Source organism: Brevibacterium sp. MGP-B1 (genome assembly GCF_057766545.1).
Map to the genome: position 1 here is coordinate 490,823 of NZ_CM173407.1, position 23,765 is coordinate 514,587.

The 23,765-nt window shown below is 64.0% G+C and carries 18 protein-coding genes and 1 tRNA gene; 16 read left to right on the forward strand and 3 right to left on the reverse strand.

Annotated elements, in window-relative coordinates; all coding sequences use genetic code 11:
* Positions 1-18: 18 nt before the first annotated feature.
* The 13 genes from AC3CD9_RS02235 (at position 19) to AC3CD9_RS02295 (ending at position 12,132) form a co-directional block, all read left to right on the forward strand.
* Positions 19-91, forward strand: a tRNA-Trp gene (locus AC3CD9_RS02235).
* 95 nt (positions 92-186) lie between these two features.
* Positions 187-465: a preprotein translocase subunit SecE gene (gene secE, locus AC3CD9_RS02240; protein WP_488366106.1), complete on the forward strand. Its 279-nt coding sequence runs from the start codon at positions 187-189 to the stop codon at positions 463-465.
* Positions 466-547: 82 nt separating this feature from the next.
* Positions 548-1,414: a transcription termination/antitermination protein NusG gene (gene nusG, locus AC3CD9_RS02245; RefSeq protein ID WP_488366107.1), complete on the forward strand. Its 867-nt coding sequence runs from the start codon at positions 548-550 to the stop codon at positions 1,412-1,414.
* A 390-nt stretch (positions 1,415-1,804) separates the two neighbouring features.
* Positions 1,805-2,242, forward strand: a complete 438-nt coding sequence (gene rplK, locus AC3CD9_RS02250) for a 50S ribosomal protein L11 (protein ID WP_025776636.1) — start codon at positions 1,805-1,807, stop codon at positions 2,240-2,242.
* Positions 2,243-2,306: 64 nt separating this feature from the next.
* Positions 2,307-3,002: a 50S ribosomal protein L1 gene (gene rplA / locus AC3CD9_RS02255; protein ID WP_488366108.1), complete on the forward strand. Its 696-nt coding sequence runs from the start codon at positions 2,307-2,309 to the stop codon at positions 3,000-3,002.
* 227 nt (positions 3,003-3,229) lie between these two features.
* Positions 3,230-4,507 carry a helix-turn-helix domain-containing protein gene (locus AC3CD9_RS02260; protein WP_488366109.1) on the forward strand — a complete coding sequence of 426 codons (1,278 nt, stop codon included), beginning with the start codon at positions 3,230-3,232 and terminating at the stop codon, positions 4,505-4,507.
* Positions 4,508-4,652: 145 nt separating this feature from the next.
* Positions 4,653-6,176, forward strand: coding sequence for an acetaldehyde dehydrogenase ExaC (exaC, locus tag AC3CD9_RS02265; protein WP_488366110.1), 1,524 nt, complete (start codon positions 4,653-4,655; stop codon positions 6,174-6,176).
* Between the two features lie 128 nt (positions 6,177-6,304).
* The gene (gene adhP, locus AC3CD9_RS02270) at positions 6,305-7,324 is read left to right on the forward strand and encodes an alcohol dehydrogenase AdhP (RefSeq protein WP_488366111.1); all 1,020 of its coding nucleotides are present in this window, start codon (positions 6,305-6,307) and stop codon (positions 7,322-7,324) included.
* A gap of 356 nt (positions 7,325-7,680) precedes the next feature.
* Positions 7,681-8,214 carry a 50S ribosomal protein L10 gene (gene rplJ, locus AC3CD9_RS02275; protein WP_062244493.1) on the forward strand — a complete coding sequence of 178 codons (534 nt, stop codon included), beginning with the start codon at positions 7,681-7,683 and terminating at the stop codon, positions 8,212-8,214.
* Positions 8,215-8,273: 59 nt separating this feature from the next.
* Positions 8,274-8,660 (forward strand): 50S ribosomal protein L7/L12, encoded by a 387-nt coding sequence (rplL, locus tag AC3CD9_RS02280; protein WP_488366112.1) that lies wholly within the window; start codon positions 8,274-8,276, stop codon positions 8,658-8,660.
* 213 nt (positions 8,661-8,873) lie between these two features.
* Complete coding sequence (locus AC3CD9_RS02285; RefSeq protein ID WP_488366113.1) at positions 8,874-10,109, forward strand: hypothetical protein; 1,236 nt, start codon at positions 8,874-8,876, stop codon at positions 10,107-10,109.
* Complete coding sequence (locus AC3CD9_RS02290) at positions 10,109-10,918, forward strand: hypothetical protein (RefSeq protein WP_488366114.1); 810 nt, start codon at positions 10,109-10,111, stop codon at positions 10,916-10,918. Before AC3CD9_RS02285 ends, AC3CD9_RS02290 begins: the two co-directional genes overlap by 1 nt.
* Positions 10,915-12,132, forward strand: a complete 1,218-nt coding sequence (locus AC3CD9_RS02295; protein WP_488366115.1) for a hypothetical protein — start codon at positions 10,915-10,917, stop codon at positions 12,130-12,132. Before AC3CD9_RS02290 ends, AC3CD9_RS02295 begins: the two co-directional genes overlap by 4 nt.
* Before the next feature lie 64 nt (positions 12,133-12,196).
* On the opposite strand, the gene AC3CD9_RS02300 is transcribed toward AC3CD9_RS02295, so the two are convergent.
* The gene (locus AC3CD9_RS02300; protein ID WP_488366116.1) at positions 12,197-12,997 is read right to left on the reverse strand and encodes an MBL fold metallo-hydrolase; all 801 of its coding nucleotides are present in this window, start codon (positions 12,995-12,997) and stop codon (positions 12,197-12,199) included.
* A 99-nt stretch (positions 12,998-13,096) separates the two neighbouring features.
* Here AC3CD9_RS02300 and AC3CD9_RS02305 point away from each other — a divergent pair, with 99 nt between their 5' ends.
* The 3 genes from AC3CD9_RS02305 (at position 13,097) to AC3CD9_RS02315 (ending at position 21,802) form a co-directional block, all read left to right on the forward strand.
* The gene (locus AC3CD9_RS02305; RefSeq protein WP_488366117.1) at positions 13,097-14,155 is read left to right on the forward strand and encodes a GNAT family N-acetyltransferase; all 1,059 of its coding nucleotides are present in this window, start codon (positions 13,097-13,099) and stop codon (positions 14,153-14,155) included.
* Positions 14,156-14,381: 226 nt separating this feature from the next.
* Positions 14,382-17,861 carry a DNA-directed RNA polymerase subunit beta gene (gene rpoB / locus AC3CD9_RS02310; protein ID WP_139907294.1) on the forward strand — a complete coding sequence of 1,160 codons (3,480 nt, stop codon included), beginning with the start codon at positions 14,382-14,384 and terminating at the stop codon, positions 17,859-17,861.
* A 68-nt stretch (positions 17,862-17,929) separates the two neighbouring features.
* Positions 17,930-21,802: a DNA-directed RNA polymerase subunit beta' gene (locus tag AC3CD9_RS02315; RefSeq protein WP_488366118.1), complete on the forward strand. Its 3,873-nt coding sequence runs from the start codon at positions 17,930-17,932 to the stop codon at positions 21,800-21,802.
* A gap of 172 nt (positions 21,803-21,974) precedes the next feature.
* Here the strand turns inward: AC3CD9_RS02315 and AC3CD9_RS02320 are convergent, their stop codons facing one another.
* Both AC3CD9_RS02320 and AC3CD9_RS02325 read right to left on the reverse strand, forming a co-directional pair.
* A complete protein-coding gene (locus tag AC3CD9_RS02320; protein ID WP_139468563.1) occupies positions 21,975-23,000 on the reverse strand; it encodes an ATP-dependent 6-phosphofructokinase in 1,026 nt (341 codons plus the stop codon).
* Positions 22,997-23,683: a DUF1707 SHOCT-like domain-containing protein gene (locus AC3CD9_RS02325; protein WP_488366119.1), complete on the reverse strand. Its 687-nt coding sequence runs from the start codon at positions 23,681-23,683 to the stop codon at positions 22,997-22,999. The genes AC3CD9_RS02320 and AC3CD9_RS02325 overlap by 4 nt, the downstream gene beginning before the upstream one ends.
* Positions 23,684-23,765 lie beyond the last annotated feature (82 nt).

A 23,765-nucleotide genomic window follows, 5' to 3' on the forward strand; every position in this document is an offset into this window, starting at 1 on the left:
TCGCTCAAGTCCGATCAGAGGGGTGTGGCGCAATTGGTAGCGCAACGGTCTCCAAAACCGTAGGTTGCAGGTTCGAGTCCTGTCACCCCTGCGCAGTTGACTCTGCCGAAGTCTCATCGGCCAGGCGCCGTCCTCGACCGGCACGAACAATTGTGAAGCCAAACGAAACCGACCGAGTGAGGATGTGTGAGCGACACACCGGCAAAGCAGACTGGCAGCGCACCCAACAGTGCCTCCGGTCCAAAGAAGCTCGGATTCTTCGGACGAATCCTGCAGTTCTTCCGCGAAGTGGTGGCAGAGCTCAAGAAGGTCGTCACTCCGACCCGGAAGCAGCTGCTCAACTACACGCTCGTCGTGCTGGGCTTCATCCTGTTCATGATGCTTCTCGTCACGGGCCTCGACCTGGTCTTCGGCAAGCTCGTCGGCTGGGCGTTCGGCGGAACTCCGCTATGGCCCCTGTGGTGATACGGCCTCTGCCGTGAACCACCCCAAGCTCAAACTTCACTCCCTACCGGGAATCACAAAACGCGAAGCGAGGAATTGATCGGTGTCGGAAACCAACTCACCTGAGCAGGAGACCCCTGAGACCCAGGACGTCACTCCCGAGGAGTCGGGTGCCGCTGTGGTGCCCGAAACCGAAGAGGCGGCCAACGACGCCGAGGCGACCGCCCCCGTCGAGTCCGCTGACGCTGGCTCCGCAGAAGCTGCCGACTCCGCTGACGCGGCCGATTCGGCTGACGCAGCCGACGGCGAGCAGGACGATGCCGCCGAAGACGTCGCCGCCGCCGACGAGGTCGACCCGGCCGAAGAATTCAAGGCCGAGTTGCGCATGCAGGAGGGTGACTGGTACGTCATCCACTCCTACGCAGGCTACGAGAACCGCGTCAAGCAGAACCTCGAAAACCGCACCGTCAGCCTCAACCTCGAAGAGTTCATCTTCGAGTCGCAGGTGCCGATGGAAGACGTCGTCGAGATCAAGAACGGACAGCGCAAGCAGGTCCGTCGTGTGCGCATCCCCGGCTACGTGCTCGTGCGCATGGAACTGACCGACGAATCGTGGGGCGCCGTCCGCCACACCCCGGGTGTCACCGGATTCGTGGGCAACGCCTACGACCCGACTCCGCTGTCGATCGACGAGGTCTTCTCGATGCTCGCCCCGATCTTCGAAGAGCGCCAGGCCGAAGCCGCCGCTGCCGAAGGCCCCGCCGCCGAGGCCGCTGCGAAGTCCGCACCCATCACCGAGGTGGAGTTCGAGGTCGGCGAGTCCGTGCTCGTCAAGGAGGGCTCCTTCGAGGGCCACCCCGCCACGATCCAGGAGATCCGTCCGGAATCGCAGAAGCTCACCGTGCTGCTGTCGATCTTCGAACGCGACGTTCCCGTCGAACTCGGCTTCGACCAGGTCTCGAAGCTCTGATCGCCACATAGTTTCACTGGTCGCCTCGGTACGATCGTGCCCGAAGGGGCCCGGAGATTTCCGGGCCCCTTCGGCGTCCCCGCGTTCCCTGGCTCGGCCGCCTCGACGAGGGGAATGTCTCGATCAAGGCTGCGCCGGTTGTCGAACCGTCTACGGGGCGATATCCGGGCCCGCGCTTGAACGACGGCGCCGAGGCGGTCACATCAGCCGGCGACGCTGTCCCGCCTCGGCGAGGGGATGATCGGGTGATGCCCCTCACGAGCATTTGCCCGCGGGTGGGCGCGCATGGAATACTGGTGTGGTTTGATTGCGGCCCTTATCGGAAGGCCGCCGTCGAACGATGTGCCGTATATGTCTGGCACATCGAAACCTCAAGATTAAGGACCGTACATGCCTCCCAAGAAAAAGGTAGCCGGCCTCGTCAAGCTCCAGATTCAGGCAGGTGCCGCTAACCCGGCTCCTCCGATCGGTCCGGCGCTTGCCCAGCACGGCGTCAACATCATGGAATTCTGCAAGGCCTACAACGCCGCCACAGAATCCCAGCGTGGAAACATCGTTCCCGTCGAGATCACCGTGTACGAAGATCGTTCGTTCGACTTCGTGCTCAAGACCCCGCCGGCAGCCGAGCTGATCAAGAAGGCCGCCGGAGTGAAGTCGGGTTCGGCTACTCCGCACACCGTCAAGGTCGCTCACCTGAGCGCCGACCAGGTGCGCGAGATCGCCACCACGAAGATGCCTGACCTGAACGCCAACACCCTGGATCAGGCCGACCGCATCGTCGCCGGAACCGCGCGTTCCATGGGCATCACCACCGACATCGAGGTCTGAGGCCTCACCCCACACAGTGGCAGGGCCCACGCAGCCCACACCACGACTGCAAGGAGTAAAGCAGATGGCAAAGCGTTCGAAGGCCTATCAGGCCGCGGCTGAGAAGATCGCCGCAGATGTGAACTACGAACCGGCTCAGGCGATCGCCCTGGCCAAAGAGACCAACGTGGCGAAGTACGACGCCACGGTCGAGGTCGCTCTCCGCCTGGGTGTTGACCCTCGTAAGGCGGATCAGATGGTGCGCGGCACCGTCAACCTTCCGCATGGTACCGGTAAGACCGCTCGGGTCCTGGTGTTCGCTGCCGGCGACCGTGCAGAAGCTGCCCGTGAAGCAGGTGCTGACTACGTCGGCTCCGATGACCTGCTGGAGAAGGTGGCCGGAGGGTTCACCGACTTCGATGCCGCTGTTGCGACCCCCGACATGATGGGCAAGGTCGGTCGTCTCGGTAAGGTGCTGGGTCCCCGCGGCCTGATGCCGAACCCGAAGACCGGCACCGTGACCATGGATGTCGCCAAGGCCGTCAACGACATCAAGGGCGGAAAGATCGAATTCCGCGTCGACAAGCACTCGAACCTGCACTTCATCATCGGAAAGGTCTCCTTCTCCGAGGAAGCTCTGCATGAGAACTTCGATGCTGCGATCGAAGAGATCCTGCGTCTGAAGCCGTCCTCCTCGAAGGGCCGCTACATCAGCAAGGCCACGATCACGACCTCGAATGGCCCCGCCGTTCCGGTCGACCACTCGGGTCTGCGCATCTGATCTGATCGATGCACCGGCAGAGGGCGGGAAGCGATTCGTTCGCTTCCCGCCCTCTTCCTTCCCAATTGCTACCTGACGGCGGCCCAGCAACCTCGCGCGAGGTTGCTGGGCCGCCGTCAGGTAGTTCGGGGAGTGGACGAGCTCTTGTCCACGGACGGGTTCACGATTAGATTATGAGCAGTTGAGGCTCTCTTCCGACACCCGCCGATGGAGGTGGACCGTCCGCCATGGATTCGACGCTGCTGCTCGAAGACACCTATCAGCGTGCCGTTCGCCGCGCACATGAGCGTCTGGCCGGGCCATCGGATCCGCTCCTCCCCGCACCATCGTCGGAGCCTGGTGTGCGCGCCTCGGTGTTGGAATCCTGGGACCGGTCTCTGGCCCGGCTGCGCGACCCCGACAGCGTGCAGGTCCAAGTCCCCTTCGAAGCCGATCGCCTCGCCGAGGTGCGCCGACGCCATCCCTTCCACGCGATCATGCCGCTGCTGCGATCCCACCTCATCGAACCAGCCAAGGATGCCGGTCTGCTCGCCGCCCTCGGCGACGAACAGGGGCGATTGCTGTGGGTCGAGGGGGAGCGAGGCGTGCGCAACCGTGCCGAAGCCATGGGATTCGTCTCCGGCTCGGACTGGTCCGAAGAGGTCATGGGCACTTCCGCCCCGGCGCTGGCCCTGCTCTCGGGCCGTCCGGTGCAGGTCAGCCGCGCCGAACATTTCGCCCCCGACGTCCATTCCTGGAGCTGCAGCGCGGTCCCCGTCACCCACCCTCTGACCGGGCAGGTCATCGGCATCATCGATGTCACTGGGGGAGACGACGCCGTGTCCTCCATCGTCCTGCCGCTGCTGTCCTCGACAGCCAAGGCCGCAGGTGCCCAGTTGTCCCAGCTCTTCACCCCGCAGCAGATGCACACCGGCACCGAGGCGGCCGGAACCAGACTCACCGTGCTCGGTCCCAGCCCCGCCTTGGAAAGCCCGAACGGCACCCGGATCCCGCTGACCCGCAGGCATGCCGAGATCCTGCTCCTGCTGCACCGATTTCCCGACGGCATCAGCGGAGCCGGGCTGGTGGAGCGGCTGTGGACTGTCGGCGGCAGCGAAGTCACGGTCCGGGCGGAGATCAATCGTCTGCGCAGAACGATCGGCAGCCTCGGCGATATGCGCATCGATGCGCGCCCCTATCGACTGCGCGGGGACGTCGATTCGGATCTTGAGCGAACCGTTCAGGCACTGGCCAAAGGTGACGCGGATTCGGCCCTCGAACAATTCATCGGAACCGTCCTGCCGGGCTCCGAAGCACCGGGGGTGCGGGAGATCGGAGCGGAAGTCGACGCACTCATGCGCGAGACCCTGCTGCAGGACGGAACCTGGCAGCAGCTGTGGCGGTTTGCCGATCTTCCGGACTTCCGTGACGACGTCGAAGTCCTCATGACCGTGCTGCGTCTGGCCCCGCCCGAGGCCGCCGAACGCAACGCCGCGGTCGTGCGTCTGGAGGCGCTGGGTCTCTGAACTCGGCGAACCCATCGCGGTTCGGTGTGCGGGACGGTCCGACCGCCTCGGCGATATGATGCAACCCACATGCAACGTTGCGCTCGGTAGCGTCGTGGTCACACGGAGACAATCCGGTGGAATCAGACGCATCAAAGGAGTTGCAATGACTGTCTACGCACAGCCTGGTCAGGACGGGTCGCTCGTCACATTCAAGTCCCGCTACGAGAACTTCATCGGCGGTCAGTGGGTGCCGCCGGTCAAGGGCAACTATTTCGAGAATCCCAGTCCGGTCACCGGCAAGACCTTCACGGAGGTCCCGGCCAGCACCGCCGAGGATATCGAACTCGCTCTCGACGCCGCGCACAAGGCGGCTCCGGCCTGGGGCAAGACGGCGGTGGCCGAACGGGCCAACATCCTCAATCGGATCGCCGATCGCATCGAGGAGAACCTCGAGACGCTCGCCGTCGCCGAGACCTGGGACAACGGCAAGGCGATCCGCGAACCCCTCAACGCCGACCTGCCGCTGGCAGTCGACCACTTCCGCTACTTCGCCGGAGCGATCAGGGCGCAGGAGGGCGGACTCTCGCAGATCGACGAGGACACGGTGGCGTATCACTTCCACGAACCGCTCGGCGTGGTCGGTCAGATCATTCCCTGGAACTTCCCGATCCTCATGGGCGTGTGGAAGATCGCCCCGGCGCTGGCCGCGGGCAATGCGATCGTGCTCAAGCCCGCCGAGCAGACTCCGGCGTCGATCCTCGTCCTCGTCGAACTCATCGCCGACCTGCTGCCCGAGGGCGTGCTCAACGTCGTCAACGGCTTCGGTCTCGAGGCCGGCAAGCCGCTGGCGTCGAACAAGCGGATCTCGAAGATCGCGTTCACCGGGGAGACGACGACCGGCCGCTTGATCATGCAGTACGCCTCGCAGAACATCATCCCGGTCACCCTCGAGCTCGGCGGAAAGTCGCCGAACATCTTCTTCGAGGATGTTTTGGCCAAGGACGACTCGTATGCGGACAAGGCCCAGGAGGGGTTCACGATGTTCGCTCTCAACCAGGGCGAGGTCTGCACCTGCCCGTCGCGTGCGCTCATCCAGGAATCGATCGCCGATCCCTTCCTCGAGAAGGTCGTGGCCAGGACGAAGAAGATCGTCCAGGGCAACCCGCTCGACACGGACACGATGATGGGCGCCCAGGCCTCGAATGACCAGTTCGAGAAGATCATGTCCTACCTCGACATCGGCCGTCAGGAAGGCGCTGAGGTGCTCACCGGCGGCGGCAAGGCCGAGCTCGACGGGGATCTGGCCGGCGGATTCTACGTGCAGCCGACGATCTTCAAGGGCACGAACAAGATGCGCATCTTCCAGGAGGAGATCTTCGGGCCCGTCGTCTCGGTCGCGACGTTCTCCGACTACGCCGACGCCCTGTCCACGGCCAATGACACGCTCTACGGCCTCGGCGCCGGAGTCTGGTCCCGTGACGGCAACACCGCCTACCGGGCCGGTCGCGAGATCCAGGCCGGGCGTGTGTGGGTGAACAACTATCACGCCTACCCGGCGCATGCGGCCTTCGGTGGGTACAAGGCTTCGGGCATCGGACGCGAGAACCACAAGATGATGCTCGACCACTACCAGCAGACGAAGAACCTGCTCGTCAGTTACTCGGAGAACGCTCAAGGCTTCTTCTGACCCCAATTGCTACCCGACGGCGGCGCAGCAACCTCGCGCCAGGTAGCTGGGCCGCCGTCGGGTAGTTCTTCCACCTCAAGTTCAAACCCCGCATAGCTTCATCAACCATCATCACAAAGGAGAGACTGATGTCCGCAATGAAAGCTGCAGTAGTCGAGGGCTTCGGCCAGGAACTCGTCGTCGGAGACAATGCGATTCCCGACCCCGGCCCGGGCCAGGCCTTGGTCAAGCTCGTCGCCTCCGGCGTCTGTCACACCGATCTCCACGCCGCCCATGGTGATTGGCCGGTCAAGCCGAAGGTGCCCCTCATCCCGGGACACGAAGGAGTCGGCATCGTCGAAAAGGTCGGCGAGGGCGTCACCGATGTCGAGGTCGGTCAGATGGTCGGCAATGCTTGGCTGTGGACTGCATGCGGGACCTGTGAGCACTGCCGTCAGGGATGGGAGACCCTCTGCGAATCCCAGGTCAACGGCGGCTACGGCGTCGACGGCTCCTTCGGCGAGTACATGCTCGTCGATACGAAATTCGCTGCCATCATCCCCGACGGTGCCGATCCCTATGAGATCGCCCCGGTCCTCTGCGCCGGCGTCACCGTGTACAAGGGACTCAAACGCACCGAGGTGCAGCCGGGCCAATGGGTCGTCATCTCCGGAATCGGCGGACTCGGACACATCGCCGTCCAATATGCCGTCGCCATGGGCATGCGCGTCGTCGCCGTCGATGTCGCCGACGACAAGCTGGCGCTGGCGAAGAAGCACGGTGCCGAAATCACCGTCAACGCGTTCGCCGAGGATCCGGCAGAGATCATCCAGGACAAGATCGGCGGCTCACACGGAGTCCTCGTCACCGCCGTCCACCCAGCGGCGTTCGGTCAGGCGATCGGAATGACCCGCCGAGGCGGCACCATCGTCTTCAACGGACTGCCGCCCGGTGACTTCCCGGCACCGATCTTCGACATCGTGCTCAAGGGCCTGACGATCCGCGGTTCGATCGTCGGCACCCGACAGGACATGGTCGAGGCGCTGGAATTCTATGCCGCCGGCAAGATCCACCCGACGTTCACGAAGCGACCGCTCGAGGACATCAACGCGATCTTCGACGAGATGATCCACGGCAAGATCGACGGCCGCGTCGTCATCGAATACTGACGAACCTGCACACCCGCGCCCTAGAACTACCTGACGGCGTCGCAGCAACCTCGCGCCAGGTTGCTGCGCCGCCGTCAGGTAGTGTGGGAGGGGTCTCGGTGGTCGGATTGGACTTGCCGGGACAGACTTCGTTAGACTTGAACCACCAAAGACCGTCGGTCTCTGTGGAATCATCGGAATTCGCCATCGAATCCCGATGCCCGCAGGCGAAGACTCCTAGAGAGTGACCCACGCAGGTGAGCTCGAAATCCTTCCGTCGGATTCCTCTGGAATCGACGGCCAAGCGTTTCACGCCTTCCTGCGTGGAGCGCTTTTCTGTTGTCGGGACAGACCGGACGACTTATGAAAGGAACACCATGGCGAGGCCAGACAAGGCAGCCGCAGTCGAGGAGATCAAACAGCAGTTTGAGAACTCCGACGCTGTGTTGCTGACCGAGTACCGCGGTCTCACCGTCGCGCAGATGAAAGAACTGCGCGTCTCTCTCGGTGAGAACGTCAGCTACGCCGTGGTAAAGAACACGCTGACCAAGATTGCAGCCAAGGAAGCCGGAGTCACCGGTCTCGATGAGCACCTCAATGGGCCCACCGCGATCGCGTTCGTCAACGGCGAACCACCTGAGGCTGCCAAGGCTCTGCGTAACTTTGCCAAGGCGAACGACAAGCTCGTGGTGAAGGGCGGCTACTTCGATGGAGCCGCGCTCAGCCCCGAACAGGTCAACCAGCTCGCCGACCTCGAATCCCGCGAAGTGCTGCTTGCAAAGGCAGCCGGTGCCATGAAGGCAAGCCTCCACCAGGCGGCTTACCTCTTCACCGCTCCGCTGGTCAAGGCCGTGCGCACTGTCGATGCCCTCCGCGAGAAGCAGGACGACGCTCCTGCCTCCGACGCCTGAGCATCACCACAAACCGAACCGGTCGCTGATCGTGACCAAAACAGGAAGGACTAGCCACCATGGCTAAGCTCACCACCGACGAGCTCCTCGAGGCTTTCAAGGAGCTCACCCTCATCGAACTGTCCGAGTTCGTCAAGAAGTTCGAAGAAGAGTTCGACGTCGAGGCTGCCGCTCCGGCCGCCGTCGCCGCTGCTCCTGCCGCTGGCGGAGCCGCTGAAGCCGCTGCTGAAGAGCAGACCGAATTCGACGTCATCCTCGAATCGGCCGGCGAGAAGAAGGTTCCCGTCATCAAGGAAGTCCGTGGACTCACCTCCCTCGGACTCAAGGAAGCCAAGGACCTCGTCGACGGAGCTCCCAAGGCCGTCCTCGAAGGCGCTTCGAAGGAAGACGCCGAGAAGGCCAAGGAGACCCTCGAGGCTGCCGGCGCCACCGTCACCCTCAAGTGATCTTCTGCGCAGCAGCCTGACTGCTGCATAGGCTTCGAACCCCCACGGTCCGCCGTGGGGGTTCTCTGCATCCCCATCGGGAATGACCACTCCAACAGGAATGCCCTAGGAACGTCCTCATTCGCCGAGGATGTCCGCCCGTCCCGTGTCGATGTGCCCGATTCGGAACACCGATCGACAAGGGCCGGGCAGAAGCTGAACTATCCTTGACTGGTGACTGAGACGACGAGCTACGCCCGCGCACAGCAGCAGCTGCGCGATCGCATCCGCGGAACCTGGGCGCAGCATCCCCTCTACATCGACGAGATCATCAGGCCCGGACTGACCGAGAATCAGATCAAAGCCATTCGGCAAGCCTCACAGCAGACCGAGGACACCGGCCTCACCCACTATCTCGCGATCATTCCCGGACTCCTGACCATGGGCTACGGCGATTGGGCGAAGTTCACCTCCGACTTCGCCTTCGACATGCATCAGGAATCGGGGGAGAGGCAGACCCTCGTCCTCTTCAGTGAAGGCGAGACCTCCGCCCGCTCGTTCGCCTACCTCGTCACCGACAACGGACCCGTCGTCCCCACGGGTGCCCCGGAACTCATGAAGTCCAGCAGCGACGACTTCATCCCCGTCGAACTCGCCGTGCGCTACTATCTGCAGGTCCTCGTCGCCGCAGCCAAGGGCACCGAACCTCCCCAGGCACCGGATTTCGACACCCGCGACGTGGGTGACCGCGATGAGGACTACATCGAACGCTTCGGCCTCGACAACTCCGACCCCGATGCGCTCGTCTTCGGTGCCACGGCCGTCGCAGCCCTCGGTGCGACCCTGTGGCTGCTTCGTCGCCGTCATCGCTATTCCTGGCGGTCGAAGCTGACCACGACACCCGAACTGGTCACGTCGCGCAAACTGAAGAAGGCCGTCACCGAGGCGGCTGCCCCGATCCCCGAACCCGACCATCCCGATGACGACACGTGGGCCCTGTATGACCGAGGCAGACGAATCCAGGATGCGCTGGCGGCTCTGACCGCGGCCCACCCGGATTGGGCAGAATCGGTCGACTTCGCCCACCGCAACGGCGTATTCGTCCTCGTCGCCCTCGACCGTTGGCTGCGCCGACAGCTGCGCAGGCGCTCCAGCCGAGTCGAAGACGAACCGCGTTTCTGCTTCCTCTTCCCGCATCATCGCAAGGACATTGAGGACCATGTGCTCAAACAGTCGGGCCGCAGCCTCACCGTAGGGCTGTGCGCCGACTGTCGTCGGGAGCTGGCGAGCGGCCACGACCCGGAACGACTGATGGTGCCCAAACGTCCCGGCTCCACCCGTGCAGTTCCGTACTTCCAGCGCGATGACGCTTACGCACTCTCCGGTTTCGGCAGTTTCCAACCTCTCGACGAGGCGGTGCTGGATGAAATGAGCCCACAGCGCTCCGCCGCTGTCGGAAGGAGCCGATGATGGCCGCCGGAAGCGTGCGTTCGTACACCCCACTCGACTGGCTCATCGCCGTCGTCGCGGTCGCCGCAGTGTCGATCGGCGCCACTCTGCTGAGCACACATCTGTTCGATCAGGCGAAGGCCGAGAGGATCACCGCAGCCGACAGTGACGCGATCGTCGTCGACTCGATCTACGACGACCGCATCGAAGGCGCCCACGACCCGAACTACTCAACAGACCGCTACCAGGCGATCGCGAAGTCCTTCGCAGCAGATCCCGTCTACTTCGACGGCTACCCGGAGTTCGAGATCGACGAGGGCGATGTCGACTCCATCCGCGCGGAGATCGCCGACGCCGACAGTCCGATCTATGTGGCATTCCTCAACGTCTCGGATCTCGACGATGCCGATGGAGACCTCGATCTGTTAGCGGCTCGGATCGCCACCGAGATGGATGACCCCGAGGCTGCAGTGCTCACGGTCGACGCCACCGGACGCATGGGACTGGCGGAGAAGGGCCTCATCCGACCTTCGCTGCTGACTCTGTCGGGGGACTTCGACGACAGCGACTCCGGCGCCGCGCTCGCGGGAGTGCGCAAAATAAGTGCTGCCGAGACCGAGGACGTCGCATCGCGCTACTCGCACCGTCACGATGACGACGGGAACCCAGAGGTGACCTCCGAGGACACGACGAAGGACCCGCACACGCTGTCGTACAGCACCGGCGGCGCTGTGGCGGGAGCCGTCTTCGGCATCCTCGTCGGCGCGGGAATCGGTGTCGGAACATACTTCATCCGCCGCGCACTGAAGAAACGGACAGCGAAGCAGTGACCCAACAGGCCCAGACGATCGCCGAGGCGCTCAACACCGATCCCGTCTACGTGACGAATGCCGCGAAGGGGGAGATCAACGAAACGCTGCTGCAGAAGGCGGAGTCGAAGATCGACAGCCTCGACTTCGATGTCTACGTCATCGTCACCGGAGGCGAGGGAGCCGACCGGGACCTGCTCGAGCAGGTCAAGGTGTTCAACGGCGGTGAGGGTGCGTTCATCATGATCGACACGAAGACCGACCTCGCCGTCGACTACACCTTCGAGGACCAGCACGATCTGCAGATACAGGTGATGGAGCAGATGTCCGTCGGGCGCGAACAGTGGAGCCTCAGCACTCCGTCGCAGACGAAGCTGAACATGCTCCTCGACCTCTACGCCGATCCGCAGGAAGCACCTGAGTACGAAACCGGACAGGAGGCACCCGGCAGCGAGGTGCAGACGGTCGACGGTTCGAACTCGACGGCCACTCTGTTCCTCGGGGGAGCGGTTCTGGTGCTGGCGCTGGTCATCGCCGTCATCTGGTTCGCGAGGTCTCGGCGAGAGAGGGCGAAAGCCGCCCGCACCCGCCGCCGCTTCGAACTGCCCGCACGACTGCTCGACCGGGTCGATGACCTGCAGCGGAAGACCCTGCGAGAAGGACTGAACGAGGACACGACAGAGCTGGCCGACGAGATCACGCAGCTGCAGACCCAGGACCTCAGCACCACAGATGCCGAGGGAGTGGAAAGAGCGCTCGACGCCTACCAGATGGCCAGATCCATCGTCGACGACACCGAGTCCGAACGCATCGACCTCGCCGGGGCCATGGTGCTGCTGCGCCAGGCCGGACGCGAGATCGCCGAGGTGAAGCTGCACAGATCGACCAAGCGCGGGGCGAGGACCGGAAAGTCCGATTCTGCCCGCGCCTCCGGCTCGACGAAGTCAGAAAAGACGCGGGGACTCCCGCAGAGTCTGTGCACGGTCAACCCCCTCCACGGAGAGGCACGATCGAACCGGCTGGTGAGCACCGAGCGCAAAGGCCACCTGGCGGGAACGAGCGTTCGCGTCCCCGTCTGCAGCAGCTGCCTGTCCGATCTGCACTCCGGCCGCGAACTGCAGTGGATCTTCGACGGCGACCGACCCTACGTCGAGGGCCGCAGCGTCTGGGCACAGACTCTGTTCGGAGCGATCGGCGGCGATCTCGTCACCGCCCTGCACCGGCACGGCTCCTAGGGAACCGGCCGGCTGAGTCCACTCAGTCAGTGCACGTCCGACCATTGCTCAGGCAGGTCCGGAATCAGACCAGGCGGTGCTCCCGGGGAATCGTCCGATCATGGTCACCCGGCATGGAGCGGGCGGGCAGAGCCACCTCGGCATCTCCCTGATCGACTCTCAGACCCTCGATATCGGCGAGCTGACGGGCAACGAAATCACGGTCGACCGTGACCCCATGACCGGGAACGAAGGTCGTCGCCTCAGGAAACGACAGCAGGGTGTGCAGGCTCGATGCCCATTCGCTCAAGGACGCATCGGCGCCGGCCTGAGGGGCATCGGCCTCCTCGACGAGGTCGCCGGTGAAGACGATGCCGAGCTCGGGCAGCCGGACGAGGAGGTCGGCCGTCGAATGTCCTCCGAGCACATGGAACTCGACCGGACAGTCACCGAGGTCGAGGTGCCACACATCACCGGGTGTCGGATCGACGGGCGAGACGTCGACGATGAGCTCACCGGGATCCGTGGGTAGGCTCGACCGATAATCATCCGGGAAGTCACCGCCCGCGACTCCGTCGAGAGCGATCCAGGCCGTGGCCTCCTGATCGGCGGCGAACGATGACGATGCGTACACGGCGGTGACCCCGGCGGAGACGGCTGCGGCGGCGCCGAAGAAGTGATCCCAATGATCATGGGTGATCGCGAGCTCGATCGCGCGCGACCGATCACCTCCGATCTCCTCGCCGAGGCGGCCCGCCCGCTCCACCAGATGTGCGGCGGCCGCGGGGCCGGGTCCCGCGTCGACGAGCAGAGAGCGATCGGTGCCGACGATGATTCCGCAGTTGACCGCGGCCGGATCGAAGCTGAGGATACTCACTCGTGTCATGGTCGCAGTCTAGAATGTCTCCCACCGGCTGTCAGCGCGACGATGCGCGAAGGAGACATTGCAACGCGAGGCGGCCCTCAGGGACGACAGGGGCCACAGATGGAGATCACCCGGATCAGGTCCGGACACGGCGATCCGGCGGAAATCGAGTTGTTGCTGCCCGAGCTGCTGGCTTTTGACACAGTGATCAATCGAGCATCCGGGCTGGGGGAGGACTTCGACCCGATTCCCGAAGACCTGCGGCACTCGCTGACCAGCAGGAGCGAGTACCGGGCCACGCTCACATGGATCGGTCGCCGCGACGGAGACATCGTCGCCAGGGGAACTGCAGACCTGCGTCTGACGAGCAACACCGACACCGCAGAGCTCTGGTGCGCGGTCCGACCCGATCTGCGCCGACGAGGACTGGGCGCGGCCCTGCTCGAGCGGATGGAGTCCGACCTGGCGGCAGACGGACGGATCGAGCTGTCGACCTATTGTGAGATCCCGGAGTCTGTCAGAACTGCCGACCTGCGCGGGGCTCATCTTGCCGCCGAGACCGGTGCCGGGACGCTGCCGGTCGCTCTGCCGGAAGTGTCGTTCCTCAGCGCTCGCGGGTACGGGCTGGCTCAGATCGAGCGGTGCTCGGTCGCTCCGACCGCCACCGCGGCCGAGCTCGGCTTCGGTGCCATGGTCGACGACTACGTCATCGAGACATGGCGAGGTCCGGTCCCGGAACAGCGGCTCGAGCACATCGCACTGTGCAAGCGCCGGCTGAGCACCGACGTGCCGGGAGCGGCGAAATTCGGAGGAGAGGAGACCTGGGACGGTGAGCGGGTGAGGGCCCTCGACGCAGAGAAGGAAGCAAAGGGCGAATCCATGGCCACGGCGCTCGCCCTCCTCGACGGGGAGCCGGCGGGATACACGCAGGTCGGACACTCGGCCGATCGGCCGACCGTCGGGTGGCAGGGCGGAACCCTGGTGCTGAGCGAGCATCGTGGCCACCGCCTCGGCGCCCGGCTCAAGATCGCCAATCATCGCAGCCTCGCCGAGAACACGGCGGTCGACCGGGTGTACACGTGGAATGCAGTCGAGAACTCGTGGATGCTGGCGATCAACGATCAGGCAGGATTCGCCACGTGGGCCTGGGTGGGGCTGTGGACGAAGAATCTGCACTGAAACCGTCTTGCCAGACTTGACCAGATGCTATAAGCTTGATATTTGCATCGTTCTGCCTGTGGTGTGCCTTCATATAGCGGTGGGCACAGCATTTCCACTCAAGTGAACCATGCCGACGCCGGGAGTCGAAATCTGACACACCCCGTGTATGTCGGGGTTGTCCGGACGTCGCCGGAGCGAGTGGGCAGACGAAGTATCAGATGGTGAAGCACTCGGAAGGAACCAATTGGCCGCCGCCAACGACAACACCAGGACCGCTAATCCCCCCAAGAGAATTTCCTTCGCGAAGATTCGCGAGCCCCTCGAGGTTCCCGATCTGCTCGGTCTGCAGACGGACAGCTTCGACTGGCTGATCGGATCGGAGGCGTGGCAGGACCGCGTCGCCGAGGCCATCGAGATCGGGGATGACTCCGTCGCAACCACCTCGGGACTCGAAGACATCTTCGAAGAGATCTCGCCGATCGAAGACTTCGGCGGATCCATGTCGCTGTCGTTCCGCGAGCACCGGTTCGAAGCTCCCAAGTACTCGATCGATGAGTGCAAGGAACGCGATATGACCTACTCGGCGCCGCTGTACGTCACCGCCGAGTTCATGAACAACAACACGGGCGAGATCAAGAGCCAGACCGTGTTCATGGGTGACTTCCCCCTCATGACCGACAAGGGCACGTTCATCGTCAACGGCACCGAACGCGTCGTCGTCTCCCAGCTCGTGCGTTCGCCCGGCGCCTACTTCGAATCCAGCGTCGACAAGACCACGGACAAGGACATCTTCACCGCGAAGATCATCCCGTCCCGCGGTGCCTGGCTGGAGTTCGAGGTCGACAAGCGCGACCAGGTCGGTGTCCGCCTCGATCGCAAGCGCAAGCAGTCCGTGACTGTTCTGCTCAAGGCCCTCGGCTGGTCCGAAGCGAAGATCCTCGAAGAGTTCGGCGAGTTCGAATCGATCCGCGAGACGATGGCCAAGGACACCGTCACCACGCAGGACGAAGCGCTGCTCGACATCTACAAGAAGCTGCGCCCGGCAGAGCCCGCGACCGCTGAGGCCGCTCGCAACCTGCTCAACAACCTGTACTTCAACCCGAAGCGCTACGACCTGGCCAAGGTCGGCCGCTACAAGGTCAACCGCAAACTCGGCGTCGAAGCCCCGCTGTCGGACTCGGTGCTCTCCACCGAAGACGTCGTCGCCACCATCCGCTACCTCGTGTCTCTGCACGCCGGAGTAGACACGGCCAAGGGCACCCGCGACGGCGAAGAGGTCGAGATCAGCGTCAAGCTCGACGACATCGATCACTTCGGCAACCGCCGCATCCGTGCCGTCGGCGAGCTCATCGAGAACCAGATCCGCACCGGTCTGTCCCGGATGGAGCGCGTCGTGCGTGAGCGCATGACCACTCAGGACGTCGAGGCGATCACCCCGCAGACCCTGATCAACATCCGCCCCGTGGTGGCTGCGATCAAGGAGTTCTTCGGCACCTCGCAGCTCTCGCAGTTCATGGATCAGAACAACCCGCTCGCGGGTCTGACCCACAAGCGCCGTCTCTCCGCACTGGGACCCGGCGGTCTCTCGCGTGACCGTGCCGCCATGGAAGTCCGTGACGTGCACCCCTCGCACTACGGCCGCATGTGCCCGATCGAGACCCCCGAAGGTCCGAACATCGGTCTGATCGGTTCGCTGGCGTCCTACGCCCGCATCAACCCCTTCGGCTTCATCGAGACGCCTTACCGCAAGGTCGTCGACGGTGTCGTGACCGATGAGACGCAGTACCTGACCGCCGATGACGAACTCGAGTTCAACATCGCCCAGGCCAACGCACCGCTGACCGACGACCAGCGTTTCGCCGAGGTCGAGGTCCTGGCCCGTCCGAAGGGCGGCGGCGGTGAGGCCGAGCTGGTCCAGCACGACCAGATCGACTTCATGGACGTCTCCGCACGTCAGATGGTGTCTGTGGCTTCGGCTCTGATTCCGTTCCTCGAGCACGACGACGCCAACCGCGCCCTCATGGGTGCGAACATGCAGCGTCAGGCCGTGCCTCTGGTGATGGCCGAATCCCCGGTCGTGGGCACCGGCATGGAATACCGTGCCGCCGTCGACGCCGGCGATGTCATCACCGCTGAGAAGTCCGGTGTCATCACCGAGGTCTCGGCCGACTACGTCACTGTCCTCGCGGACGACGGAACCCAGCTGACCTACAAGGCTGCGAAGTTCAAGCGGTCGAACCACGGCACCTCGTACAACCAGCGCATCCTCGTCGACGAAGGCGATCGCGTCGAGGCCGGAACCGTCCTCGCCGACGGACCGTCCACCGAGAACGGCGAGATGGCTCTGGGCAAGAACCTCCTCGTGGCGTTCATGTCCTGGGAAGGCTACAACTACGAGGATGCGATCATCCTCTCGCAGCGTCTCGTCCAGGACGATGTGCTCTCCTCGATCCACATCGAAGAGCACGAAGTCGATGCTCGCGACACCAAGCTCGGTGCCGAAGAGATCACTCGGGACATCCCGAACATCTCGCCCGACGCCCTGGCCGACCTCGACGATCGCGGAATCATCCGCATCGGCGCCGAGGTCACCGACGGTGACATCCTCGTCGGCAAGGTCACACCGAAGGGTGAGACCGAGCTGACCCCGGAAGAGCGCCTGCTGCGCGCGATCTTCGGTGAGAAGTCCCGTGAGGTCCGCGACACCTCGCTGCGCGTTCCCCACGGCGAGATCGGCACCGTCATCGGTGTGCGCGTCTTCGACCGCGAGGACGACGACGAGCTCTCGCCCGGCGTCAACCAGATGGTCCGTGTCTATGTGGCTCAGCGCCGCAAGATCACCATCGGTGACAAGATGGCCGGTCGTCACGGAAACAAGGGCGTCATCTCGACGATCCTGCCGGTCGAGGACATGCCGTTCCTCGCCGACGGCACCCCTGTCGACGTCATCCTCAACCCGCACGGTGTTCCCCGTCGTATGAACATCGGACAGGTCTTCGAGGTCCACCTCGGATGGATCTCGAAGCAGGGCTGGAAGATCGAGGGCAACCCCGAATGGGCTGCCGAGCTGCCGGAGGCCGCTCGCGAAGCCGAGGCCGGCACCAACCTGGCCACCCCCGTCTTCGACGGTGCGCACGAGCAGGAGCTGCGTGGACTGCTGGATTCGACGACCCCGAACCGCGATGGGGACCGCCTCATCGATTCCTCGGGCAAGGCCCAGCTGTTCGACGGACGCTCCGGTGAGCCGTTCCCGTACCCGATCTCGGTCGGCTACATGTACATGCTCAAGCTCCACCACCTCGTCGACGACAAGATCCACGCGCGTTCGACCGGACCGTACTCGATGATCACCCAGCAGCCGCTCGGCGGTAAGGCGCAGTTCGGTGGTCAGCGCTTCGGTGAGATGGAAGTCTGGGCCCTCGAGGCCTACGGCGCCGCCTACACCCTGCAGGAGCTTCTGACGATCAAGTCCGATGACATCCCAGGCCGTGTGAAGGTCTACGAAGCCATCGTCAAGGGTGAGAACCTGCCCGACCCGGGAATCCCGGAGTCGTTCAAGGTCCTCATCAAGGAGATGCAGTCCCTGTGCCTCAACGTCGAAGTCCTGTCTTCCGACGGAGGCCATGTCGAGATGGGCGAGTCGGAGGACGAGGTCTACCGCGCCGCCGAAGAGCTCGGCATCGACCTCTCCCGCCGCGAAGCACAGACCGTAGAAGAAGTCTGAGGACTTCCACTTCAACCGACACAACTTTTTGATGAACGATTCGTTCATCGCCAGGAAAGAGGATTTACGTGCCTGACGTCAATTTCTTTGATGAACTGCGCATCGGTCTTGCCACCACGGAGAACATCCGCGGCTGGTCACACGGTGAGGTGAAAAAGCCTGAGACCATCAACTACCGCACCCTGAAGCCGGAGAAGGACGGACTCTTCTGCGAGAAGATCTTCGGCCCCACCCGCGACTGGGAGTGCGCCTGCGGAAAGTACAAGCGAGTCCGCTTCAAGGGCATCATCTGCGAACGCTGCGGCGTCGAAGTGACCCGTGCCAAGGTGCGTCGTGAGCGGATGGGCCACCTCGAGCTCGCCGCTCCCGTCACCCACATCTGGTACTTCAAGGGTGTGCCCTCGCGTCTGGGCTACCTGCTGGACCTGGCTCCGAAGGACCTCGAGAAGGTCATCTACTTCGCGGCCTACATGATCACCTCGGTCGACGAGGATTCCCGTCACCGTGATCTGCCCAGCCTGCAGAACAAGATCGACGTCGAGAAGCAGCAGATCGGCACCCGCCGTGACGCCGACATCGACCGTCGTGCCAAGAAGCTCGAAGAGGATCTCGCCGCACTCGAGGCCGAAGGCGGAACCGCCCAGGCCAAGAAGAAGCTGCGCGACACCGCCGAGAAGGAAATGGACAAGCTGCGCAAGAACGCCGACCGCGAGGTCGACCGTATCGAGCAGGTGTGGGACCGGTTCAAGAACCTCAAGGTCAACGACCTCGAAGGTGACGAGAGCCTGTACCGCGAGATGTTCCACCGCTTCGGCCTGTACTTCACCGGTGCCATGGGTGCCGAAGCCATCCAGAAGCGCCTCATCGACTTCGATCTCGAAGGCGAAGCCGAGAAGCTGCGTGAGCTCATCGCCACCGGCAAGGGACAGCGCAAGACTCGTGCGCTCAAGCGCCTCAAGGTCGTCAACGCGTTCCTGACCACCGACAACAACCCCGAGGGCATGGTCCTCGACGTCGTTCCGGTGATCCCGCCGGAGCTGCGCCCGATGGTGCAGCTCGATGGTGGACGCTTCGCGACCTCGGACCTCAACGACCTCTACCGTCGCGTCATCAACCGCAACAACCGCCTCAAGCGTCTGCTCGATCTCGGTGCTCCCGAGATCATCGTCAACAACGAGAAGCGGATGCTGCAGGAAGCCGTGGATTCGCTGTTCGACAACGGACGTCGCGGACGTCCGGTGACCGGACCGGGCAACCGCCCGCTCAAGTCGCTGTCGGATATGCTCAAGGGCAAGCAGGGACGCTTCCGTCAGAACCTGCTCGGTAAGCGTGTGGACTACTCGGGCCGTTCGGTCATCGTCGTCGGTCCGCAGCTGCACCTGCACCAGTGCGGTCTGCCGAAGACCATGGCTCTCGAGCTGTTCAAGCCTTTCGTGATGAAGCGTCTGGTCGATCTCAACCACGCTCAGAACATCAAGTCGGCCAAGCGCATGGTCGAGCGCCAGCATCCGCAGGTGTGGGACGTCCTCGAAGAGGTCATCACCGAACACCCCGTGCTGCTCAACCGTGCACCGACCCTGCACCGTCTGGGCATCCAAGCGTTCGAGCCGCAGCTCATCGAGGGTAAGGCCATCCAGCTGCACCCGCTCGTCTGCTCGGCGTTCAACGCTGACTTCGACGGTGACCAGATGGCTGTGCACCTGCCGCTGAGCCCCGAGGCGCAGGCCGAGGCCCGCATCCTCATGCTCTCTGCCAACAACATCCTCAAGCCCTCGGACGGCAAGCCCGTGACCATGCCTTCGCAGGATATGATCATCGGTCTGTTCCACCTCACCTCCGAGCGCAAGGGACTGGCCGGCGAGGGCCGTGCGTTCTCCGGTATGGGCGAAGCCATCATGGCCTTCGACCGCGGAGAGCTCGACCTCGGTTCACCGATCACCATCCGCCTGGAAGACGTCGTTCCCAACGCGGACATGGAGCTTCCCGAGGGCTGGGAGGCCGGCGACCCGTTGGACGTGCAGACCACTCTGGGACGCGCGACGTTCAACGAGTACCTGCCTGCCGACTACGCGTTCGTGAACTCCACGATCGACAAGAAGGCCCTGAGCCGGATCGTCAACCACCTCGCCGAGGAGTACCCGAAGGTCGAGGTTGCGCACACGCTGGACAACTTCAAGGCCGGCGGCTTCCACTGGGCCACCCGCTCGGGCATCACCATCGCGATGTCGGACGTCGTCTCACCCGAGGCGAAGACCGAGATCATCGACGATGCCGAGGTCATCGACACGAAGGTTCAGCAGCAGTACGAACTCGGTGCACTCACCGACGACGAGCGCCGCAACGAGCTCGTCAAGCTGTGGACGGAGACGACCGAGAAGGTCGACCAGATCATGCGCACGAACTTCCCCGAGGAGAACTCGGTGCTGCGTCTGGTCGAGTCCGGTGCCTCCGGTAACTGGATGCAGGTGCGTCAGCTGGCCGGTATGCGCGGCCTGGTGACGAACCCGCAGGGTGAGATCATCCCGCGTCCGATCGTGTCGAACTACCGAGAGGGACTCGCCGTGCTCGAGTACTTCATCGCCTCGCACGGTGCTCGTAAGGGTCTGGCCGATACCGCTCTGCGTACCGCTGACTCCGGTTACCTGACCCGTCGTCTCGTCGACGTCTCGCAGGATGTCATCATCCGCGCTGCAGAGGCCGAGTCGAACAAGGGCATCACTCTGCCGATCGCCGAACGCGATCACGAGGGCAACCTGGTTCCGCACGAGTACGCCGAGACCAGCGTCTACGGTCGTCTCTCCGTCTCCGATGTCACCGACGCCGAGGGCAATGTGCTCCTGCCGGCCAAGTCCGATGTCACCGGTGCAGTGGTGGACATGCTCGTGGCCAACGGCATCGAAGAGCTCAAGGTCCACTCCGTGCTGACTGCCGATTCCGATGCGCAGATCTCCGCCGAGCACTACGGTCGCTCGATGGCGACCGGCCAGCTCGTCGACATCGGCGAGGCCATCGGCACCGTCGCAGCACAGTCGATCGGTGAGCCCGGTACCCAGCTGACGATGCGTACGTTCCACACCGGTGGTGCCGCCGCTTCGACAGGTGATATCACGCAGGGTCTGCCGCGTGTGACCGAGCTCTTCGAAGCTCGCACGCCGAAGGGCTTCGCCCCCATCGCCGAGGCGACCGGACGGGCGAAGATCGACGACAGCCGCAAGACCCGCTTCGTCATCATCACCCCTGATGACGGCAGCGAAGAGATCGAGCACGCGGTGTCCAAGCGTGCCCGTCTCATGGTCGAGGACGGTCAGCACGTCAAGGCCGGAGAGCAGCTCATCGTCGGTGCCGTCGACCCGAAGCAGGTGCTGCGCATCCGCGGTCGCCGTGAGGCCGAGCGCTTCCTCGTCGAGGAAGTTCAGAAGGTCTACCGTTCGCAGGGCGTGGGCATCCACGACAAGCACATCGAGGTCATCGTGCGGCAGATGCTGCGTCGCGTGACCGTGATCGAGTCGGGCGATACGAACCTGCTGCCCGGTGAGCTCGTCGACCGCGGCCGCTACCAGGCGGAGAACCGTCGTGTGGTCGCCGAAGGCGGCCAGCCGGCATCGGCTCGTGACGAGCTGATGGGTATCACGAAGGCTTCGCTGGCCACCGAGTCGTGGCTGTCGGCCGCATCCTTCCAGGAGACCACCCGCGTCCTCACCGAGGCGGCCATGGAAGGCAAGTCCGATACGCTCATGGGTCTCAAGGAGAACGTCATCCTTGGTAAGCTCATCCCTGCCGGCACCGGCCTGCAGACCCACCGCAACCTCGTGGTGGAGCCGACCGAAGAGGCCAAGGCCGAGATGTTCACCAACAGCTACGGCGACTTCTACGCAGGCATCGGAGCCGATTCCGGTTCCGCCATCCCGCTGGAGGACTACGACTACGGAGCGTTCAGCTGATCAGCTGATCTCCCGGCCGTAAGGCAGGCAGGAGGGGCATCCACTGTTCGGTGGATGCCCCTCCTGCTATTCATGTCTGCGGCATCGAGGAACGGGTGGAGTGTCGAAACACGGGCGTGTGCGCCCGTATCTCGACACTCCACCCGTTTCTCGATGAAGATGTCGCGAGCGTTCAGCCGAAGAGCACCTGCGCCTCTTCCCAGCGATGCAGCGGCACCGATTTGAGACTGTGCACGGCCGAGGACATCTCCACGGAGACGATGTCCGTGCCTTTGAGGCTGGCCATCTTCCCCCAGTGGCCATGCTGGGCGAGGTCGACCGCCGCCATGCCCAGCCGGGTGGACAGTACGCGGTCGTACGCAGTGGGGGAGCCGCCTCGCTGCAGGTGTCCCAAGATCGTGGCCCGGGATTCGATACCGGTGATCTCTTCGATCTTCGGAGCGAGGTAGTTCGCGATCCCGCCGAGGCGGACCCGGCCCTTGTTGTCCACGCCGTGGTCGGCGACCTGGGAATCGAACCCCTCGGGAACGAACCCTTCCGCGACGACGACGATCGGTGCGCGTCCGCGATCTTTGGCCGAGGTCACCCATTCGGCGATCTGATCGAAGTCGACGGGGAACTCGGGCATGAGGATCGCATGGGCACCCGCGGCCATGCCCGCGTGCAGAGCGATCCAACCGACGTTGCGTCCCATCACCTCGATGACCATGCAGCGGTGGTGCGATTCGGCTGTGGTGCGCAGCCGGTCGATCGCTTCCGTGGCGATGGACTGAGCGGTGTCGAAGCCGAAGGTGTAGTCGGTGTTGCCGAGATCGTTGTCGATGGTCTTGGGCACGCCCACGATGTGCAGACCCTCCTCGTTGACCAGACGCGAGGCCCCTGCGAGCGTGCCCTCGCCGCCGATGGCGATGAGCGAATCGATGCCGTGGGCGGCCATGACCTCGCGCATGCGCTCGGGACCGCCGTCCTCATACGGGTGGGTGCGTGAGGTGCCGAGGATGGTGCCGCCGCGACCGGAGAGGCCTCGGACATCGAGCATGGTCATATCGAACATGTCGTCGTGGAGCAGACCTCGCCAGCCGTCGCGGATGCCGACGAATGAGGCATTGTGGGTGCGGATTCCCTTGCGGACGATGCCGCGGATGACAGCGTTGAGGCCCGGGCAGTCTCCGCCCGATGTGAGTACACCGATCTTCATTCCAGTTGACCCTGATCCTTTGCTCGGTAGCCTTTGGCCAGATGGACATCGTGTCCGGCCATGAGTGAGAAGCCCTTGAGGACGACGGTGCCGTTCGATCCGTCGCCCCGCGCGGACTGACGGACCTCATTGCCCGCCATGATGTTGATCGTCTCGTCGCGGATGCGCACACCCGGCGGGACGTAGATGTCGTTGCCGCCCCACATCGAGTAGGAAACCAGCTCGATGGTCACACCCGGTCCCATGACGGCGCACAGATCGATATTGTCCCCGCCCATGAGCGCATAGGTGGTGACCTGTCCGGTGCCTGGTGCCACGTCGATCTCACGACCGGACATGATGGCCACCGAGTTCGTGGGCGGGGCGGAACCAGGATCGACGGCCGGGCTGAGCTCGGCCGGTTCCCGTCGCTGCAGAGCCGACCCCGGGCCCGATCCCTGATCGTGACCGGTCTGGCTGGCGAGCCTCTGGTGGAGTCGGTGACCCTCCGGCAGATCGTCGATCAGCGGCATGAGGTCGTCGAGGAACTTCGCGGAGATGGCATCATCCTGCCGCTGCGCGGTCTCCTCGGGGTCGAGGCGTCCGTTCGTCACCGCCTCCGTGATCACGGAGAGGACCTCGTCCCGGTCCTTGTCGGAGGCACGGATCCGGCGCTTCGGGGCAGGGGAGTCATCGTCGGCCATGGCCACCAGTGTAGCGGGAATCACCCCCACGGACCGGGCCTTCCGCCGAGGCGGTCGGACAGGGCTCTGTGTCGTGTCGTCC

What these genes read in the sequence shown, in the direction of transcription:
- rplK (WP_025776636.1), top strand. Translation starts at nt 1,805, where the DNA reads ATGCCTCCCAAGAAAAAGGTAGCCGGCCTCGTCAAGCTCCAGATTCAG.
- AC3CD9_RS02305 (WP_488366117.1), top strand. Translation starts at nt 13,097, where the DNA reads ATGGAGATCACCCGGATCAGGTCCGGACACGGCGATCCGGCGGAAATC.
- AC3CD9_RS02300 (WP_488366116.1), bottom strand. Translation starts at nt 12,997, where the DNA reads ATGACACGAGTGAGTATCCTCAGCTTCGATCCGGCCGCGGTCAACTGC.
- rplJ (WP_062244493.1), top strand. Translation starts at nt 7,681, where the DNA reads ATGGCGAGGCCAGACAAGGCAGCCGCAGTCGAGGAGATCAAACAGCAG.
- exaC (WP_488366110.1), top strand. Translation starts at nt 4,653, where the DNA reads ATGACTGTCTACGCACAGCCTGGTCAGGACGGGTCGCTCGTCACATTC.
- adhP (WP_488366111.1), top strand. Translation starts at nt 6,305, where the DNA reads ATGTCCGCAATGAAAGCTGCAGTAGTCGAGGGCTTCGGCCAGGAACTC.
- AC3CD9_RS02290 (WP_488366114.1), top strand. Translation starts at nt 10,109, where the DNA reads ATGGCCGCCGGAAGCGTGCGTTCGTACACCCCACTCGACTGGCTCATC.
- AC3CD9_RS02260 (WP_488366109.1), top strand. Translation starts at nt 3,230, where the DNA reads ATGGATTCGACGCTGCTGCTCGAAGACACCTATCAGCGTGCCGTTCGC.
- rplA (WP_488366108.1), top strand. Translation starts at nt 2,307, where the DNA reads ATGGCAAAGCGTTCGAAGGCCTATCAGGCCGCGGCTGAGAAGATCGCC.
- AC3CD9_RS02320 (WP_139468563.1), bottom strand. Translation starts at nt 23,000, where the DNA reads ATGAAGATCGGTGTACTCACATCGGGCGGAGACTGCCCGGGCCTCAAC.
- AC3CD9_RS02325 (WP_488366119.1), bottom strand. Translation starts at nt 23,683, where the DNA reads ATGGCCGACGATGACTCCCCTGCCCCGAAGCGCCGGATCCGTGCCTCC.
- rplL (WP_488366112.1), top strand. Translation starts at nt 8,274, where the DNA reads ATGGCTAAGCTCACCACCGACGAGCTCCTCGAGGCTTTCAAGGAGCTC.